This window comes from Shinella sp. HZN7, assembly GCF_001652565.1.
GTDB classification, from domain to species: domain Bacteria; phylum Pseudomonadota; class Alphaproteobacteria; order Rhizobiales; family Rhizobiaceae; genus Shinella; species Shinella granuli.
This window is the reverse complement of the sequence record NZ_CP015736.1, coordinates 76906-95729: the sequence shown is the minus strand read 5'-3', so window position 1 is coordinate 95729 and position 18824 is coordinate 76906. Positions and strand designations below refer to the sequence as shown.

Annotated in this window: 17 protein-coding genes and 1 pseudogene; 6 read left to right on the top strand and 12 right to left on the bottom strand. The window is 65.1% G+C overall.

The genetic code is table 11. The annotated features are described in order from the left end of the window. Window positions 1-9: 9 nt before the first annotated feature. From shn_RS00455 to shn_RS00435, 6 genes are all read right to left on the bottom strand, one after another. Window positions 10-222 (bottom strand): AlpA family transcriptional regulator, encoded by a 213-nt coding sequence (locus shn_RS00455; RefSeq protein WP_064328685.1) that lies wholly within the window; start codon window positions 220-222, stop codon window positions 10-12. Window positions 223-393: 171 nt separating this feature from the next. Then, window positions 394-1089: a hypothetical protein gene (locus shn_RS35665; protein WP_145925837.1), complete on the bottom strand. Its 696-nt coding sequence runs from the start codon at window positions 1087-1089 to the stop codon at window positions 394-396. A gap of 93 nt (window positions 1090-1182) precedes the next feature. Beyond that, the gene (locus tag shn_RS00450; protein ID WP_064328684.1) at window positions 1183-2379 is read right to left on the bottom strand and encodes a site-specific integrase; all 1197 of its coding nucleotides are present in this window, start codon (window positions 2377-2379) and stop codon (window positions 1183-1185) included. Between the two features lie 197 nt (window positions 2380-2576). After that, window positions 2577-3746: a DUF3095 domain-containing protein gene (locus shn_RS00445; protein WP_064328683.1), complete on the bottom strand. Its 1170-nt coding sequence runs from the start codon at window positions 3744-3746 to the stop codon at window positions 2577-2579. Window positions 3747-3839: 93 nt separating this feature from the next. Beyond that, window positions 3840-4076, bottom strand: coding sequence for a DUF4189 domain-containing protein (locus tag shn_RS00440; protein WP_064328682.1), 237 nt, complete (start codon window positions 4074-4076; stop codon window positions 3840-3842). A 94-nt stretch (window positions 4077-4170) separates the two neighbouring features. Further along, window positions 4171-5361 carry an AI-2E family transporter gene (locus tag shn_RS00435; protein WP_084437681.1) on the bottom strand — a complete coding sequence of 397 codons (1191 nt, stop codon included), beginning with the start codon at window positions 5359-5361 and terminating at the stop codon, window positions 4171-4173. Between the two features lie 301 nt (window positions 5362-5662). On the opposite strand from shn_RS00435, the gene shn_RS00430 reads away from it, so the two are divergent. Next, window positions 5663-7363 carry a long-chain-fatty-acid--CoA ligase gene (locus shn_RS00430; protein ID WP_064328681.1) on the top strand — a complete coding sequence of 567 codons (1701 nt, stop codon included), beginning with the start codon at window positions 5663-5665 and terminating at the stop codon, window positions 7361-7363. A gap of 114 nt (window positions 7364-7477) precedes the next feature. Beyond that, window positions 7478-9103, top strand: a complete 1626-nt coding sequence (pgi, locus tag shn_RS00425) for a glucose-6-phosphate isomerase (protein WP_064328680.1) — start codon at window positions 7478-7480, stop codon at window positions 9101-9103. A gap of 1 nt (window position 9104) precedes the next feature. Here the strand turns inward: pgi and shn_RS00420 are convergent, their stop codons facing one another. The 4 genes from shn_RS00420 to shn_RS00405 form a co-directional block, all read right to left on the bottom strand. Beyond that, window positions 9105-10190 (bottom strand): glycosyltransferase family 1 protein, encoded by a 1086-nt coding sequence (locus shn_RS00420; protein WP_084437679.1) that lies wholly within the window; start codon window positions 10188-10190, stop codon window positions 9105-9107. A 131-nt stretch (window positions 10191-10321) separates the two neighbouring features. After that, complete coding sequence (locus shn_RS00415) at window positions 10322-11251, bottom strand: carbohydrate kinase (protein ID WP_064328679.1); 930 nt, start codon at window positions 11249-11251, stop codon at window positions 10322-10324. Window positions 11252-11314: 63 nt separating this feature from the next. Next, window positions 11315-12013, bottom strand: coding sequence for an orotate phosphoribosyltransferase (locus shn_RS00410; RefSeq protein WP_064328678.1), 699 nt, complete (start codon window positions 12011-12013; stop codon window positions 11315-11317). 147 nt (window positions 12014-12160) lie between these two features. Then, complete coding sequence (locus shn_RS00405; protein ID WP_064332371.1) at window positions 12161-12604, bottom strand: DoxX family protein; 444 nt, start codon at window positions 12602-12604, stop codon at window positions 12161-12163. Between the two features lie 194 nt (window positions 12605-12798). Here shn_RS00405 and shn_RS00400 point away from each other — a divergent pair, with 194 nt between their 5' ends. From shn_RS00400 to shn_RS00390, 3 genes and pseudogenes are all read left to right on the top strand, one after another. Beyond that, complete coding sequence (locus shn_RS00400) at window positions 12799-12987, top strand: hypothetical protein (protein WP_064328677.1); 189 nt, start codon at window positions 12799-12801, stop codon at window positions 12985-12987. 135 nt (window positions 12988-13122) lie between these two features. Further along, window positions 13123-13827, top strand: coding sequence for a Crp/Fnr family transcriptional regulator (locus shn_RS00395; protein WP_064328676.1), 705 nt, complete (start codon window positions 13123-13125; stop codon window positions 13825-13827). A gap of 24 nt (window positions 13828-13851) precedes the next feature. Next, window positions 13852-15692, top strand: a pseudogene (locus shn_RS00390) (CHASE2 domain-containing protein). Between the two features lie 24 nt (window positions 15693-15716). On the opposite strand, the gene shn_RS00385 reads toward shn_RS00390, so the two are convergent. Then, entirely contained in the window at window positions 15717-16355 is a 639-nt protein-coding gene (locus shn_RS00385) for a FecR domain-containing protein (RefSeq protein ID WP_064332370.1), read from the bottom strand. Between the two features lie 261 nt (window positions 16356-16616). Between shn_RS00385 and shn_RS00380 the strand changes: the two genes are divergently transcribed. Next, on the top strand, window positions 16617-17645 hold the full coding sequence (locus shn_RS00380; RefSeq protein WP_064328675.1) for a tetratricopeptide repeat protein: 1029 nt from the start codon (window positions 16617-16619) through the stop codon (window positions 17643-17645). Window positions 17646-17654: 9 nt separating this feature from the next. On the opposite strand, the gene shn_RS00375 is transcribed toward shn_RS00380, so the two are convergent. Further along, on the bottom strand, window positions 17655-18689 hold the full coding sequence (locus shn_RS00375; protein WP_064328674.1) for a proline racemase family protein: 1035 nt from the start codon (window positions 18687-18689) through the stop codon (window positions 17655-17657). Window positions 18690-18824 lie beyond the last annotated feature (135 nt).

Sequence of the window (18824 nt, the reverse complement as noted above, 5' to 3'; positions counted from 1 at the left end):
GCCGCCCCCTTACGCCGCGCGCTTACGCTTGGCGGCCTCAAGGGCTGCGACGATTTCGGACTGGGGAAAGCGGGTGATGCTGCCGATGCGGATGGGCTTGGGGAGCGTTCCGTCCTTGACCCGGCGCCAGATGGTCCCGCGGTGCACCTGGAAGATATCGGCTACTTCCTGATCGGTGAGCAGGCGCTCAACCGAAGCAGTTTGCAACAAGGTGTTGTCCATTTGTGTTGCCTTTCCGTGATCTGTTCACGCCGGCAACAAACGACGACTTGCGCTCCCCCTCAATCGGTGAATGGGATACACCGTCTCTCAATCAATACGCATTTTAAGGGGGCAAACCCTGCCTCTATCCAACTGTTATAAAACACATAAATGGGTGAATCCCTTATCATTCTATTTTTTTGCTTTTCCGAGTTGGCTAGCCGGTTCGCGCAGGAGGGTGGCCATTGCCGATGCAAGTCGCTCTGAGGAAGGAAGCTCTCCCCAAAGAGCACGTATCTCTGCCTCTAAGCTCTCTTTGTTCGGCTGGTTGCTGGGCGATATCTGCAATTTACGCGCTACTTCAATCATAATGCGCAGATAGGGTGAGAGATGGACGTCGTTGGCCAATTGTTCAGCGGCTGAGCCGCCATGTACCAGCCTCATCAATTCATCTAACCCCTTCTTTTCGAGATAGATCCATACTTGCTCGGTTTGCCATACCCCGAACCGCATTTGACCGAGACCGAATAGGGGCTTGAAATCATCAACGTTCCAATCACTCGCTGAAAAGCTCGACGTTGGGTCACGTTCTCGCGGAAGAAGAAAAGCACCGCCGTCCTGACGCCTTAGAACAAACGGCAGATGTTTCGCAGCTACAGCTTCACCCAAACGGTTGAATACTGCCAATGCACGCGAAGCCTCTGGGTCTCGTTGGCTTGTGAAAGCGAGTTTCGGGTCGTCATCCTTCCATTCCCCAGGATACATGGCCTCCCCAAGCAAGCACACCGCCCGACCGATGAAGACATAAGACCCATCAGGCGCGTCACGCGGCCAAGAATCCTTAGCCCACCAGATTGACTTCCCAATAATCGCTGTAGCTCGTGACATCCACATCACCTTGCGAAGCACCGTGTCGCCATAGGGAAACCAGGCGGTGCATTCTGGCTTGTCGGCTGGCCGGCCTATCCCTACGGGTTCCTGCTATTCGTTCTCCACCAGCCGAAGCAGCTTGCCGCCCTTGCCGGTGACATGGTTCGCCCAGCGCTCCAGTAGCTTCCGGCGCTGCTCAATGAAATCCGTCCGTCGATAGGCGCGCTCGACCTTGCCGCCGACCGTGTGGCCCAGCATGGTCTCCGCCACATCAAAGGGCGTGTCCGTCGTCTCGGCAATCCAGTCACGAATGCTGGAGCGGAACCCATGCGGGCGAGCGTCCATCTTCCGGCGCTCCATCAGGCGGGACATGGTGGCGTCACTGATCACGCCTTTCTTGACGCTCGGGAAGAGGAAACCGTCGCGGGAATGACGTCTCGCCGCTTCGATGACAGCCAGCGCTTCGTCGACAAGGGGCACGCGGAAATCCGGCGTCTTGTCCTTGCGCCCCTTCTGCGCCTCGCCGGGGATTGTCCAAACGTCGCCGTCGATCTGGCTTTCGTGCAGGAAGCGAAGCGGGCCAGAGCGGACGCCCGTGAGGATCAGGAGCCGTAAGGCAAGGTGGGTGATAGTCGGCTCGGCCAAAGAGGCATAGAAGGCGGGAACCTCGATCCACGGCAGCGCCGGGATATTCGCCGCCTTGTGCCGCTGCTGGCCGAGAAGAGCACGGGCCTTGTCTGTCGCCTGAAGGTCTACCTCCAGCCCGAGGGCCGCGGCATGGCGCATGACGATGGCGAGCCTGTTGAGCGCCTTCCGGGCTGTCTCTGCCTTTACGTGCCAGATCGGCGATATCACGTCCCGAATGCTGGTCTGATCGATTTCAGCGACAGGGGTCTTTCCGAGCTTGGGAAGGATATGCAGCTCAAGGGGACTGAACCACCGGCCGGCCTTGCCGTCGCCTTTCAGTTCCGCCTTCCGGCTTTCATAGGCATCCTCGGCAACTTCGCGCAGGAGGTGGAGGCGCTTTTCAGCTTCCCGCCGCTCACGCTCACGCTCTTTGATCGGATCGAGCCCCTTGGCCGCGATGCCCCGCCATCTGTCGGCCGCCTCGCGCGCATCCTTCAGGGACACGTCGTTCGTCGAGCCCAGGCCCATCTCCCGGCGCCGGCCGTAAATCGTGAAGCGGAAGACCCACTTGCCTGAGCCGGCCTCAGCCTTATGCAGCCAGAGGCCACCACCGTCCGAGTATTTACCGGGGCGCGCGCCCTTCACCGAGAGAGCAGAAAGCTTGTTGAGCGAACGTGCCAAACCAGCCCCCCTTTCGGTCCACCTTTGCGCTGACGACGCATTGCGACAATAAGTTACTCACAATTTGAGAATGAAACAAGAACCTACCGGGAGAGTCAGGCGGTTCGCGACGTAAAGTTAGAACGTGTTTTCCGGCGCCACGGCGCTTCAATGCCCGTAAGCGGCACCATTCTCCTCCAAATCCCTAAGACGCCTGTCTAAGGCGCGGTCGTCGTTCCGGACATCTGCTTCTTCAGGCGGGTGGCGGCCATGGCGTAGCCGCCGGCGGCGCCGTCGATGAAATGCATGTGGTCGCGCTGCAGCGCCGTCGGCACGATACAGGTCATCAGCGCCGAATCCTGTCGGTGCAGGCCGAAATGGCAGATGCCGGCGCTTGCGGCCTGCTCCAGCCGGGCCTCGATCTGCCGAAACCGCGTCGCATCTATGTCGATGGTCATCTTCAGGCCGTCGTCGAACTTGCGGAAATCAGCGTTCCGGGCGACATCCTGCCGGTATGCCTTGGGGTCGAAGCGGCCGAGCGTCAGGCCGAGGCGATAGAGGCTGGCGGTCAGAAGGTGCTGCCCTAGAATGACGAACCATTGCCTGAGGCGCCTTCCCTTCGCAGCCGCCCTCGTTTCCGCCGACAATCCGGCACCCGACAGGCCGATCTGCGGGCCTTCCGGCGCGATCGGATGCCCCTCCCTCTCCTCGCCGCCGGCCAATGCGACGATCTCGAGGACCAGCGTCTCGAAGGCCTGCGCATTGTTGCGCCCGGCGGGAAGCGCGATGATCGAGACGATGTCGCCATGGCGGGAGCGGATCGGGTTCCACCGGCAGGACAGGCCGGTGAGGTCCGGATGGGCATCCGGCAATGCCGGCGGCACGGCAAAGCGGCCTTCCTTCATGCGCGCTTCGGCCCAGCTCGACCCGCCACCGGCAAACATCGCATAGGAAACGTCGGGAGTGACCTGGAACCGCGCGACGCGGACTTCCAGCCCTGCGGCAACGACCTCGGCCACGGGAACGAGCGCGGCGCGCAGCGTCAGCCCGAGTTCGTTGCGGACCCAGTTTTGCACCGCCGAAAGGGCGTTGCGCGCCCGCTCGGCACCCGACGGCGGCACGGCGACGAGCGCGCCATCGCCACCGAAGACGAAGGGGAGGTCGTTGTTGCCCACCGCATTCAGGATGGCCGAGATGACGCTGGCCCCGGCCATGTTGACCGCCTTGTAGCGGCCGGCCTCGATCGCACCCGTGGAATCGACGATATCGGCCGTCGCCAAAGTCCAGTCGGACGGCAGCGCCCGGTAATTCGTGCTGTCGGCGACGCCTGCGAAATCGACGAAGACGGGAAGCGCGCGGAAGAAGGATTCGCTGGAAAGCTGGCTCATGCTGCAAGGCTACCATATTCGCGCAGGGCAGACGACGGCGGTTCGCCGGCAAGGAGCCCGCCGGTTCGGGCGGGCTCGCGAGAGGCGGCCTTGTCAGTCGCTTTCGTTGCATTCGGTGATTTCGCAGACGGATTCTTCCGTCGTGCGGTTGGCGCATTCATTCAGCGCCCGTTCGCGCGCATCCGCCTCCTCGTCGAAGCTGTAGCTGTAGCCGTAGGTTCCCTCTTCTGAAACGGCGATGCAGCCCCAGGCCAGCGCCGCGCCATGGGAAGCGGCAAAGGTGATCGCAAGGACGAGGGCGGCAAGCCCTGCCCGCTTCATGCATGTCATGTGTAATCCCCCTGGTTGCGCGAAATGCGCGGGCGGAGACTACGGTGGCGGCGGTGAAATGTGCAAGCGGATACGGGGGGCTTGGCGCAATCCTTCAGCCGACATTGCGCTCCGGATCGCCCCGTGGCGGCACCTCCGCATGGGGATCGAGGATGATCGCCGAGGGCGGTTCGGCGGCGTCCACCTCGCGAATCCATTCGCGCCAGATGGCGACGAGCAGCGCCATCAGCACGGGGCCGATGAAGAGGCCGAGGAAGCCCATGGTCTTCACGCCGCCGATGAGGCCGAAGAAGGTGGGCAGGAACGGCAGCTTGATCGGGCCGCCGACGAGGCGGGGGCGCAGCGTCTTGTCGACGATGAAGAGTTCGACCGATCCCCAGACGAAGAGCGCCAGGCCCGCGACGGGCGAACCGCTGGAGACGAGATAGATCGAGACGAGCGTGAAGGAGAGCGGCGCGCCGCCGGGAAAGAGCGCCATGATGCCGGTCAGGACGCCGAGCGTGACGGCCGAGGGCACGCCGGCGATCCAGTAGGCGATGCCGAGCACGATGCCTTCGCCGATGGCGATCAGCGTCATGCCCGTGACGGTGGAGCTGATCGTCGCCGGCACGATGCGGGAAATGCGCTCCCAGCGCATCGGCAGGATGCGCTCGCCGAGCCGGTCCACCTGGCCGGCGAAGGACTGGCCGTCGCGGTAGATGAAGAAGAGGGCGATCAGCATGAACAGCATGGCGAGCAGCAGGCCGAAGGCCTTGCCGCCGGCGGCCAGCGCCACCCGGTAGATATTGCCGATATTGGCGCCGCTGACGATCTGCGTCAGTTCGCCGATCGCGCCGGGGTGATCGAGGAAGCGCGTCCACTGCATGTCGAGCCAGCCGCCGATGACCGGCAGCGCGCCGATCCAGTCCGGCGTCGGCGCGCCGGTGCGGTTCGTCTCGACGGCCCAGCCGATCCAGTCGCGGATCTCGTGGAAGGCATAGGTCGAGGCGATCATGATCGGCCCGACGATGAAGGCGAGGATCAGGAGGATGGCGATGGAGGCGGCGAGCGTGCGGTTGCCGTTCACCTGGGCGAGCAGGCGCGAATAGAGCGGCCAACTGGCAAAGGCGATGACGAGCGCGGCAAGCACCGGCACGACGAAGCCGTGGAAGAAATAGATGCCGGCGAAGACGATGAGCACAAGGAGCCAGCGCGCCGCCGAGATGGGCGATATGAGCGCGACGCTGCTCGGGCGCGCCGCGCCGAGAAACCGAGGCTCATTTCTGCGATGTTCCTGATGCAGCAAACGCGTCTACTCCCTTGAGGCCCATGCCGGGGCCGGGCAACCTAGATAATGTTTAGCCCAAGAATGTTAAACATATACGCGGTTTTTTCGGCGAAGGCGCGCCGAGACGCCGCAGGCAAGGCAGAATCGTGAAAAGCGCCGCGGCCACGGCCTCCATTTATTGACGTTTACGTTAATGTAAGATAGCGATGTCTCTTGATGGCGCCTTTCAAAAGCATCATCTTGTCCCTACGAAGGGTTGGAGGACCTTTCGGTGCCGGCGGGACGGATGACGCCCCGCGCGCAATGAGGAGGAGCATGCATGACCGCCACGATCGAAGCCCCTTCCACCCAGCCCTCCGGCCGGTTCTGGCTCGCCTCCTATCCCGAGGGCATGGCAGCACAGATCGCGCCGCTCGGCCACGCCTCCATCGGCGCGCTCGTCGAAAGCTGCTGCGCACACTATGCCGATCGGCCGGCCTTCACCAGCATGGGCAAGACGCTGACCTTCCGGGATTTCGAGGCGGCCTCGGCAAAGATCGCCGCCTGGCTTCAGGCGCGGGGGCTCGAAAAGGGTGACCGGGTCGCCGTGATGATGCCCAACATCCTGCAGAACCCGGTCATCATCTTCGGCATCCTGCGCGCCGGCCTCGTCGTGGTGAACGTCAACCCGCTCTATACGCCGCGGGAGCTGGAGCACCAGTTGAAGGACGCGGGCGCCAAGGCGCTGTTCGTGCTGGAGAATTTTGCGAGCACCGTGGCGCAGGTCGTCTCGCGCACCGCGGTCCGGCATGTCGTCGTCACCACGATGGGCGACATGCTCGGGCTCAAGGGACTGATCGTCAATCTCGTCGTGCGCCGGGTGAAGAAGCTGGTGCCCGCCTGGTCGCTGCCGGGCCATATCCCCTTTACCCAGGTGATGGCGGAGGGCGCGCGCGGCCGCATCAAGCCGGTCAGCATCGCGCCTGACGACACCGCCTTCCTGCAATATACCGGCGGCACGACGGGCGTCTCCAAGGGCGCGACGCTGACCCATGCCAACCTGCTCTCCAACATGGAGCAGATCAAGCTGTGGATCGAGCCGACCTTCCGCATCAAGCAGCGGCCGGAGCAGCTCGTCTTCGTCTGCGCTCTGCCGCTCTACCATATCTTCGCGCTGACGGTGAACGGGCTGATGGGCATCGCGCTCGGCGGCCACAACGTGCTGATCGCCAATCCGCGCGATATCCCGGCCTTCATCAAGGAGTTGACGAAGGTCAGGATACACATCTTCCCCGGCCTCAACACCCTGTTCAACGCGCTGATGAACAATCCGGATTTCACCAAGGCGGATCTTTCCGGACTCGTGCTGACGCTCGGCGGCGGCATGGCGGTGCAGCGGCCGGTCGCCGAGCGCTGGCAGGCGATGACGGGCTGCGCGATCACCGAGGGCTACGGCCTGTCCGAAACCTCGCCGGTCGCGACCGCCAACCGCTTCGACAGGGCGGAATTCACCGGCACGATCGGCCTGCCGCTCCCCTCGACCGACATCGAGATCCGCGACGACGACGGCAAGACGCTGGCGCTCGGCGAGGTCGGCGAAATCTGCATTCGCGGCCCCCAGGTCATGGCCGGCTACTGGCAGCGGCCGGACGAGACGGCCAAGGTGATGACGCCGGACGGCTTCTTCCGCTCCGGCGACATCGGCTTCATGACGCCGGAGGGTTTTACCAAGATCGTCGACCGCAAGAAGGACATGATCCTCGTCTCCGGCTTCAACGTCTTCCCCAACGAGGTGGAGGAGGTGGCGATGTCGCTTGCCGGCATCCTCGAATGCGCTGCGATCGGCGTGCCGGACGAGCATTCCGGCGAGGCGGTGAAGCTCTTCGTGGTGAAGAAGGACCCGGCGCTGACGGAGGTCGACGTGAAGGCCCATTGCGCGGCGAACCTGACCAATTACAAGCGACCGAAATTCATCGAATTCCGCACCGAACTGCCGAAATCCAATGTCGGCAAGATACTGCGCAAGGATCTCCGCGGCTGAGAGAGCGCCAGTTAAACCGATTTAATTTTTTCGGTAGAGTCGCGTTTGCCGTCTTGATTTGGACAGGACAAAGCGACTAGCTAGCGGCATCGTCAAAAGCCAGGGACCACGCCGATGAACGCGCTTGTCGAAAAGCTGAAATCCATCGTCCGCGACACCAACGCCACAGACATCCGTGCCGCCTTTGCGGCCGATCCGCAGCGATTCTCCCGCTACAGCACCACGCTCGGCGACTTCCTCTTCGACTATTCCAAATGCGCGGTGAACGACGCCGTGCTCGACGGGCTGGAGGCACTGGCGAAGGCGGCCGGCGTCGAGGCGAAGCGGGACGCCATGTTCTCCGGCGCGATCATCAACATCACGGAAGAGCGCGCGGTGCTGCACACCGCGCTGCGCAACCGTGCCAACACGCCCGTCCTCGTCGAGGGCAAGGACGTCATGCCTGAGGTCAACGCCGTGCTCGACGCCATGGGCGCCTTTGCGGACGGCATCCGTTCCGGGGCACTCAAGGGCGCGACGGGCAAGACGATCACCGACGTCGTCAATATCGGCATCGGCGGCTCGGACCTCGGCCCCGTCATGGCGACGCTGGCGCTGGCCCCCTTCCATGACGGCCCGCGGCTGCATTTCGTCTCCAATATCGACGGCGCCCATATCGCCGATACGCTGAAGCTGCTGGATGCGGAAACGACGCTTTTCATCGTCGCCTCGAAGACATTCACAACGATCGAGACGATGACCAATGCCGCGACGGCCCGCAAATTCATCGCCGATGCGCTGGGCGATGCAGCCGTCGGCCACCATTTCTGCGCGGTTTCCACCGCACTCGACAAGGTCTCGGCCTTCGGCATCGGCGCGGACCGCGTCTTCGGCTTCTGGGACTGGGTCGGCGGGCGCTATTCGATCTGGTCGGCCATCGGCCTGCCGCTGATGATCGCCATCGGCAAGGAGAACTTTGCCGAATTCCTCGCCGGCGGCCATGCCATCGACACCCATTTCCGCGAGGCGCCGATCCGCGAGAACATCCCTGTCCTGCTCGGCCTTATCGGCTATTATCACCGCAACGTGCTGAACTATCCCTCGCGCGCCATCCTGCCCTATGACCAGCGCCTGTCGCGGTTCCCCGCCTATCTCCAGCAGCTCGACATGGAATCGAACGGCAAGTCCGTGACGATGGATTCGACGCCCGTCGAGGGCCAGACGGGTCCCGTTGTCTGGGGCGAGCCCGGCACCAACGGCCAGCATGCCTTCTACCAGCTCATCCACCAGGGCACGGCGATCATCCCGGCCGAGTTCATGATCGCCGCCAACGGCCACGAGAAGGCGCTGCGCCACCAGCATCAGTTGCTCATCGCCAACTGCCTGGCGCAGTCCGAAGCGCTGATGAAGGGCCGCACGCTGGACGAAGCCAAGGCGCAGCTCACCGCCAAGGGCATGGACGAGGCGAAAGCCGACAGGATCGCGCCGCACCGCGTCTTCTCCGGCAACCGCCCGTCGATAACCATGGTCTATGACAGACTGACGCCGTTCGCACTCGGCCGGCTGATCGCGCTCTACGAGCACCGCGTCTTCGTCGAAGGCGCGCTGTTCAACATCAACTCCTTCGACCAGTGGGGCGTGGAGCTCGGCAAGGAGCTGGCGACCGGCCTGCTGCCGGTCGTGGAAGGCAAGGAGAGCGCAGCCGGCCACGATTCCTCGACCGCCGGCCTTGTCGCAGCGCTTTTGAAGGCGGCGACGTAACCTATCGAAGGCTGAGACGGCGTGCCGCGAACGCATCGCGCGGCACGCGGGTGAGATTGCCCAGGAATTCGCGGGCGCAGGCGCGCCAGCTATAGGTCATGGCGCGGCTTCGGGCGACTTCCTTGGGAATGTCGAGGGCGGCAAGCGCCGCGTCCTTGAGATTGTCCGACAGGGCGCCGCCCTCGCCGAGAACGTCGCGCGGTGCCGTGACCGGGAAGGCGGCGACGGGAACGCCGCTCGCCAATGCCTCCAGCATGACATTGCCGAACGTGTCGGTGCGGCTCGGAAAGACGAAGACGTCGGCCGAGGCATAGAGGGACGCCAGCTCCTCGCCGGTCTTGCGGCCGAGGAAATGCACATCCGGATAGCGCTGGCGCAACGCCGCAAGGTCCGGCCCGTCGCCGACGACGACCTTGCTGCCCGGCAGATCGAGGCCGAGGAAGGCGGGCAGGTTCTTCTCCACCGCCACGCGCCCGACATTCAGGAAGATCGGCCGCGGCAGGCCGAGATCGCGGCGTTTTGCCGGGTCGAACAGTTTCGTATCCACCCCGCGCGACCAGCGTTTGATGCGCACGAACCCGCGGGCGGCCATTTCCGCGGCGAGCGATTTCGTCGCAACCATCATGCCGTTGCCGGCATTGTGGAAACGCCGCAGCCACCAGTAGCTGACGCTTTCGGGAATGGGCAGGCGCGCGCTGATGAATTCGGGAAAGCGCGTGTGATAGGCCGTGGTGAAGGGCAGCCGATGTTCGAGGCAGGCGGCACGCGCCGCCATGCCGAGCGGCCCCTCCGTGGCGATATGGATATAGTCGGGCGCGATCTTCTCCATTTCGACCAGCACGCGGCGCCTGGAGGTGATGGCGAGCCGGATTTCCGGATAGGAGGGCAGCGGCACGGTGGTAAACCCCTGCGGGGTCAGGAAGACGACGTCTATGCCCTCTTCCGCCATCGAGCGGGCAAGCTCTTCGAGCGTGTGCACGACGCCGTTCAACTGCGGGCGCCAGGCGTCCGTGACGACGAGGATGGTCGGAGCCCGTCCATCGGAACGGGCGAGGGGAAAGGAATCTGGAGCGGTGTGGTCGAACATGGCCCCTTTGACCATGCTGCGATGACAAAGGAATGAAGGGGCTTTCGGCTTGTTTTGGCGACTTCACTCCACCCTCCTCCATCATGCTCAGGCTTGACGGGAGAGAGGTTGCTGTCCTTTACGCTGCCGGCTCAGGCGAGCCCGATTTCCTTTGCCCAGGGCGGGTTCGCGCCGGCGCGCGAGACGGTGACGGCCGCGGCCCTGGCGCCGAGCGCCAACGCCTTGGCGATCTGGTCTTCGGAAAGCCTGGCCACCTGGTCCTTGGTCAGCAGGTTCTGCATCTTCAGCGAGGCGAGCACGCCGGCATCGAACGTATCGCCCGCGCCGACCGTATCGACCACGCTCACCCGCTCGCTCGGCACCGTGACCTTGTGGTTCGCGGTGTAGCCGACGGCACCTTCTGCGCCGCGCGTCACGACGACGAGCCTTGCACCATGATGCAGCCAGTGGCGGGCAAGCGCATCCTCGTCGCCCTCAAGGCCGAACCAGGCGAGGTCCTCGTCGGAGAATTTCACGATGTCGGCCATCGCCGCCATGCGGCGGATACGGCCCATATGGGCGTCCTTGTCCTTGATGAAGCCGGGACGGATGTTCGGATCGAGCGAGATGACGCGCCTTTCGTGCTCGCGCGCCAGGAGCGCCTCGTAGGTGGACCCGCAAGGCTCGGGGATGAGGCTGATCGCGCCGAAATGCAGCGCCTCGCAGTCATCGCCCAGCATGGGGAGCTCCGCCTCGGTGATCATGCGGCCGGCCGTGCCTTCGTCATAGAAGGCATAGGTCGCATGGCCGTCGACGAGCTTGACGAAGGCGACCGTCGTCGGGCGGGAGAGCGTCGCGCAATAGCTGTAGTCGACGCCGCTTTCGCCGAGCGTCCTGCGCAGGATGTCGCCCATCATGTCGTCGGAAAGGCCGGTGAAGAAACCGGTCGGCACGCCGAGGCGGCCGAGCGCGATCGCCGTGTTGAAGATCGCCCCGCCGGCATAGGGCGCATAGGCATCCTCGCCGAGCGTCGTCGTCCGCGGCAGCATGTCGATCAGCGCTTCACCACAACACAGGATCATATCGGCCCTCCCAAGAGATTTTCAATCGATTTAAACGATCCCGACGAAAAGCGCCAGAGACTTTTACGAGGTCGGCAGTTCCGCAACGCCGCCATGGGCGGCGGACCAGGCAAGTGGCGCATCGAAGAACGAGGCGACGGAGGCGAGCGTCGCATCGTCGAAGAGCTTTTCCGCGCGCGCCACCGCGAGCACGTCCTGCCAGGTGGCGATGCGGTGCAGCTTGACGCCGCCATTGGCGTAGCGCGCCTCGGCCTCCTTGAAGATGCCGTAGTAGAACAACGACATGCCATGATCGACCACGCCGCCGGCGGCGCGGATCGCATCGATGAAGGTGAACATGGATCCGCCGACGGTCACGAGGTCCTCGATGACGAGCACGCGCGCGCCCTCCGGCATCACGCCTTCGATCTGGGCATTGCGGCCGTGGCCCTTCGGCTTCTTGCGCACATAGACCATCGGCAAGGCGAGGCGATCGGCGAGCAGCGCGGCAAAGGGGATGCCCGCCGTCTCGCCGCCGGCGATCCCGTCGAAACGCTCGAAGCCGGCCTCGCGGGTGATGGTGGCGGCGGCAAAATCCATGATCGCCGAACGGATGCGCGGATAGGACAAGAGCTTGCGGCAGTCCATGTAGACCGGGCTCGCCATGCCGGAGGCGAGCTTGTAGGGCTCCTCGGGGCGGAAATGCACCGCCTTGATCTCCCACAGCATGCGGGCCATCAGCTCCGCCATCACGTCTCGGTCCGGAAAGGAATTGGAAAACATCGGCATCTCCCCACAAGGCTGTCCGCCCGTGCGCATAGCAGCAAGAGCCGCGGCTTTCCAGCGGCTCGGGGGTTTTCCCGGAACCGGACGACAAAAAACCCTTCCCGGAGACCGGGAAGGGTTTCTGGAGGATCAGGGTCTTTCCGCTTAAGCCGTGGCGGTCTTGCCTGCGCCGGTGCGGGCGTCGATCGAGTAGGCGCCCGGACCGAAGGCGGCGAGCACGAGGAAGCCGCCGGCGATGGTGATGTTCTTCCACATCATCAGGCCGTTGAAGAGGGTGAGCAGGCCGTTGGCGCCTTCCGGGAAATCCGGAACGTTGATCGGGCCGCTGTGGAACACCAGGGCCGTGAACACGCTGAAGGCGGCGAGCAGATAGGCGGCGATCCTCGTCTGGAAGCCGACGAGCACGAAGAGGCCCGCGACGAGTTCGAAGAGACCGGCAAGATAGGCGAGCGCGGTTGCGGCCGGCAGGCCGGCGCCGGCGATCATGCCGGCCGTGCCCGAGGGATCGATCAGCTTGGGATAACCAGCGGTGATGAACATGAGGGCGAGAAGAATGCGTCCGACAAGGACGACGACGTTCTGTTGCATTGAAAGCTCCTGAGGCTTGGCGTTTGCATTGACGAAGAGATACCAGCTTTCCGCCGTCAAGCCAGCCAGGCATTCAGAGGACAGATCGTTCTCTTTTTGTGAACGATTACCCTGTTCCCGGCGAAACAGGAGGGCCGCGCGGGCCATGCGACAAGGGGACCGTCACATCCCGCCTCCCTCCTTGCGGAGCCTCCATGCCCCCCAACCTTACCGCCCTCGTCATCGCCGCCGCCGCCTTCATCTTCGCTGCACCCGGCCATGCCGGCACATCCTATGGGGAGGGTTATTATGGACACGACCAGCAGACCTGCATTACCAAGCGCATCCGCACGGAAGACCCGCATGGCAAGACCATCGCAAAACGCGTCCGCATCTGCCAGTGACCACTCTGCCGGCAACCCCAAGGACCTGCCCGGAACGCACCGTTCTTTTCTGTTGCAAGCGCCCATCGGCTGGGCGAAGATTTCGGCAAGGCGGCGCGTTCCGTGTTGCGTCAGCGCGGTCGGGGGAATCCGGATATGAACGAGATCAACAAAAGCGCCGCCTTCTGGCGCTCCTTTCCGATTTTCGAAGGGTTCGGCAAGGAAACACTCGGCGAGATCGCCGGCATCGCCACCTATCGCAAATGGTCGGCCGGAACCGTGATCTTCCAGCGCGGCGACGAGGGGACCTACCTCATCGTCCTCGTCACCGGCCGCATCAAGCTCTCGCTGATCACGCCGCAGGGCAAGGAACTGTCGCTGCGCCAGCTCGAAGCGGGATCGGTGCTCGGCGAAATGGCGATCCTCGACGGCCAGCCTCGTTCGGCGGACGCCACCGCCGTCGTCGCGACGGAAGGTTACGTCATCTCCAAGCGGGATTTCCTGGAGATCCTGATGCGCAACCCGACGGCGGCGCAGGCGATCATCCACTATCTCTGCACAAAGCTGCGCGAGACGACGGAGCAGCTCGAGACCATTGCGCTCTACGACCTCGATGCCCGCGTCGCGCGCTTCTTCCTGGCGACGCTGCGCAACATCCATGGCGAGGAACTGCCGGAAAGCGCCAATCTGCAGCTTTCGCTCAGCCAGACGGAGATCGCCAGCATCGTCGGCGCCAGCCGGCCGAAGATCAACCGCTCGATCCTCGCGCTGCAGGAGGCCGGCGCCATCCGCCGCAACGACGGCATCATCCATTGCCATATCGGCCGGCTGCAAAACATCGCCGAGCCGGATGACGACTGAAGCCGCCGGGAACGGCCGGCCATGATCCCCAAGCGATACCGCCCCCTCCTTGCCGGCCTGGTCGCGAGCCTTGCCGGCGCGCTGACGCTGTCTTGGCTCGGCGAGACGGCGCTGGAGCGGCAGCGCGAATTCTACTTCGACGCGCTGACGCAGAGCGTGCCCGCCGCCGAGAGCGACCGGATCGTCGTCGTCGACATCGACCGCAAGGCGTTTCAGGCCGCGCCGAACCGGGACTGGACGCGGGCCGAGACGGCCGATCTGATCGACCGGCTCGCCGCCGCCAAGCCCGCCGCCATCGCCTTCGACTTCATCTTCAGCACCGATTGCGCCCCGCAGGAGCCGGCGAACGCGGCGCTCGCCAGCGCCATCGCCAAGGTTCCGACCATCCTCGGCTTCCTGATCGGCGAGACGCCCGACGGCGCGCCGCATCCCGTGCCGGCGCTCGCGCTGCAACGGCCGGTCGCGGTGCCCGACCTCTGGTTCATCGACGGCACGGAAAGCTCCTGCGCCTTCCTGCAGGACAAGTCAGTCGCCGCGGCGGCAGCCTTCCTGGTGGGCGACGAGGACGCCGTGGTGCGCCGCGTGCAGGCCTATGCGATCGTCGGCAACGCCGCCTATCCCGCGCTCGGCGTGGAGGCGGCGCGGCTGGCGGCCGGTGCGCGCACGCCGGTGCTCGGCGGCGATCCGGCCTGGCTGCGCCACGACGCGCGCATCCTGCGGCTCGACGAGGACGGCAGCCTGCGTTTCGTGGCGAGCGATGCCAACGCGATCCGCGCGCGCACCTTCTCGGCGGGCGACGTCGTGGCCGGCGCGGTGCCGGCGGAGAAGATCGCCGGCAAGGTCGTGCTGATCGGCAGCAGCCTGCCCAATCTCGGGGGCTGCGGACCAGCGCCTCCATGCCGCTTGAACCTTCCGTGCAGATCCACGCGGATATCGCGAACGCCATCCTCACCGACCATATACCGACGCGCGACGTCGGGCTCGTGCCCATCGAGGCGGGCTTCGCCTTCCTCGCCGGCGCGGCGGCGGCCCTTGCGGCGGCGCGGCTTCGCCCGCTCTTTGCGGCGGTCGCGGGGCTCGCGCTGGTCGGCCTCGTCTTCGGCGCCTCGGTGCTGCTTTATGCCCGCACGGCGCTGCTGTCCGATGCGGTCGGGGTGACGCTCATCGTGGCGACCGCGGCGCTCGTCACGGGCCTCCTGCAATTCACCCATGTGCGCCGGGCCGAAGCGACCGCCCGGCAACGCTTCGCACAGTACCTGCCGCAATCCGTCGTCTCACGCTATATCGACAATCCCGACCTCGGCCGGGTTGCCGGCGAGGAGCGGCAGGTGACCGCGCTCTTCACGGATATCGAGGGCTTTTCGACGCTGGCGCAGAAGATCGGCCCGCACGACCTCGTCAAACTGCTCGACATCTATTTTTCCGAGGTCAACGCCCTCGTCGCGCGCCATGGCGGCATGGTGGACAAGGTGGTGGGCGACGCTGTGCATGCGCTCTTCAACGCGCCCGACGATCTCGACCGCCACGTCGACAAGGCGCTCGCCTGCGCCGATGAAATCCGCGCACTGACCGAGGAGATGCGCCGCCGCCCCCTCTTCCTCGAAAAGGCGTTCGGACGCACGCGCATCGGCGTCGAGACGGGCATGGCGGTGCTGGGCGAGGTCGGCGCGGGCGGCAAGCTCGACTATACCGCCCATGGCGACGCGGTGAACCTCGCCGCGCGGCTGCAGGATGCCAACAAGTTCCTGGGAACGCAGATCTGCGTCGGTCCGCGCGCGGCCGGCGAGACCAGCCGCAGCCTGCGCGCCATCGGCGAACACGAGATCCGCGGCTTCGGCACGATGGCGCTGTTCACGCTGGATTAGAGCGGCTTTGCGCGCCCTTCCCGATCAGCGGGCGCCGGCGCTCGCATAGGCTTCGCGGATGCGGGCCTCGCCCCATTGCGTGACCTCGCCCGGCGCGGCGCCCGGCGCGGCGATCTCGACGCCCTGACCGGGGCCGACCTGTTTCGTCACGCCACCGCCGGACACCTCGACCAGGCCGTGCTCGACGAAGACGGCGAAGGGGCCGCGGCTCGGGCCGGCGAAAAACTTCGTGCCCCGCACGCCGATCATGCCGAAGGCGGTGCGCACGGTGAGGTCGATCTTGGCAAGGCCTTCCGGCCGGTCGAAGATCATCTGCCCGGTGCCGAGCTCGATCGTGCCGCCCTGCCCGGCGATGAAGGTGTCGATCAGAAGCTCCGTCTCGCTGCCGAGCAGCAGGGTCGTGTCCTCGCCGAGTTCCAGCGCGGCGAAGCTCTCCTTGCCCGTCGTCACGAAATCATGGTCCATCAGGCTCGCGCCGGCCTTCAGGCCCTCCAGCAGATTGGCCTGCTTGCGGTTGACCTCGCCGGTGATCTCCACCGCCTTGCCGATCACCGCATTCGCCTGGGTGGCGCGGATGCCGATGCCGGTGAGCGCGAGTGCGCCTGCCGCAAGGAAAAGACGGCGGCTGAGACGGACCGGACGAAAAACGTTGAGCGTTCGCATTGACGTGCCTTTCACGCGCGGCGGCATGGAATTGAACCTGAGCATCGCCGCACCCTCCGGCCGCGAAATGCTCTCCCTCTTCTTTATACGCAGTTCCCCGGGCAAATCCGCAAGGCGCTTTGCCCGCATTGTCGCAGGCGCGGCGGACGCGCCTTGTCTGCACCCCTTATGCCCTGCTCCCCTTCAGCCTTCTGTTCCCGCGGAAACAGCCCCTGTCCGCCAGCCCTCTATGGTGTGGTCATCAACGAAGGGAGACGGATCATGTTCATGCGATCCAATGGAATGAAGACGGCTGGCCGCGCCCTTTTCTTCGCGGTCCTCCTGTCCGGCGTCGCCGGCGGCGCATCGGCCGACACCATCGAAGCCCAGTGCGACGCCGCGGCCGGCAGCCAGTACGACATGACGCGCAACACGGCCTTCGCGCCGGTCGCCCGCGAGGACATCCGGATCGGCCCGGCGCTCTCGGCCTGCCGTGAAGCCTACAATGCCGGCGGCGGCGCGCGCATGGCCTTCCAGCTCGGCCGGGCGCTGGAGCGCGCCGGCCAGGATCTCGACGCCATGAAGCTCTATGCGGAAGCGGCCGGGCTCGGCCATACCGTGGCGATGGTCAATTACGGCGCGATGCTGGGCCAGCGCGGCGATGCGGTTGCCGAGTTCAACCACTACAAGAAGGCGGCCGAAATGGGCGACATGCTCGGCGCCTACAATCTCGGCGTCGCCTATCGCGACGGCATCGGCACCGAGATCGACGGCGAGGAGGCCGCCCGCTGGTTCGACAAGGCGGCGGCGAGCGGCGACGAGACGGCGGCGTTCAATCTCGGCGTGCTCTTCGACGACGGCAGCCTGATCGCCGAAGACGATGCCCGGGCGGCGGCCTTCTATCGCCTCGCGGCCGAAGGCGGCGTCGTCGATGCCATGATCAATCTCGGCCTGATGCTGGAATCCGGCGAAGGCGTTTCGCAGGATCTTGCCGCCGCAGCCGGCTACTTCAAAGCCGCCGCCGATCGCGGCGACAGCTACGGCAAGCTGAAATTCGGCCTGATGCAGCAGAGCGGCACCGGCATCGTCAGGAATGTCGAGCAGGCGGTGAACAGCCTCGTCGCCGCCTTCGAGATGCGCGACGTCGATCTCGAAGTGATCCTGCGCAACACGCCGGAGCAGCTCAGCGCCGACGCGCGCCTCGCCATCAAGCAGGTGCTCGCCGAGCGCAAGCTGATCGCCGGCGCAGAGAATGCCGAGATCGACCCGATCACCCTCGGCGCCATCGAGAAGCACTACGCCGCGAAGTGAAGGGCGCGATCAGACGATCTCGCCCGCCTGCGGACCCCAGGTGTCCGTCATGGCAAAACCGTTCGCCAGGGGATCGGTCGGATCGAGCGCGATCTGGTGCAGGCCGAAGGTCCAGCCGCGGCCGGTGATGGTGGGGATGATCGCCGCGCGGCCGGCAACGACCGTTTCGGCTGCCAGCCCCACCTCGAACTCCGACCCGATGATCGAGCGCGAGCGGAACGTATCGCCCACCTTAGCAAGGCCGCGGGCATGCAGCGTGGCGAGATTGGCGGAATTGCCCGTGCCGCAGGGCGAGCGATCGACGCGGCCGGGCCACATGGTGGTGGCGGTACGCACCAGGCCGTCCGGATCGCGATCGCGGAACATGACATAGGCGACGCCGTTGATCTCCGGGATTTCCGGATGCACGACCTTCATCGCCTTGTTGATCAGGTCCTTCAGCGCCATGCCGGCATCGACCAGCGCGCGGGCATTGCCCTTCTCGATCTTCGTGCCGATCTGGTCGACATCGACGAGCGCATAGAAGATGCCGCCATAGGAGATGTCGAAGCGCACGCGGCCCCAGTGCGGCGTGTCGATCTCGACGTCCAGCGCCTCGACGAAGGACGGCACCATGGTGAGCTTGACCTTCTCGCAGCGCCCGTCGCGGCAGGTCGCCGTGGCCTTGACGAGGCCGGCGGCCGTGTCGAGCACGACCACGGTCTCCGGCTCCTTCATCTCGACGATGCCGGATTCGAGCAGCGCCGTGGTGACGCAGATCGAGTTGGAGCCCGAGGAGGCATGCGCCTGGTCGGCCTGCAGGATGATGAAGCCGGCGTCGGCTTCCGGCCGCTTGGCCGGGACCAGCAGGTTCACCGAGCCCGTCGCCGCCGCGCGCGGCTCCAGGCACAGGAAACGGCGCAGGCTGTCATCGACCGTGTTGATGTGGTTGAGCTGCTCGGCGATCGTGTTGCCGGGGATCTTCGGCACGCCGCCGATCGCCACCTTGCCGATCTCGCCTTCGCAATGAACATCCAGCAACTGGATCGTGCGCTTCCATCTCATGTCGATCTGCTCCGTCTCGGCCAGCTCGGCCGTCTTCGCTTTCTGATATATCAGATCGCCGGGTATTCCAACAGCTTTTCACGCGACAGGTTCGCGCGCTACGAAAAGGCGTCCGGACATCACCGGATGCCCTGC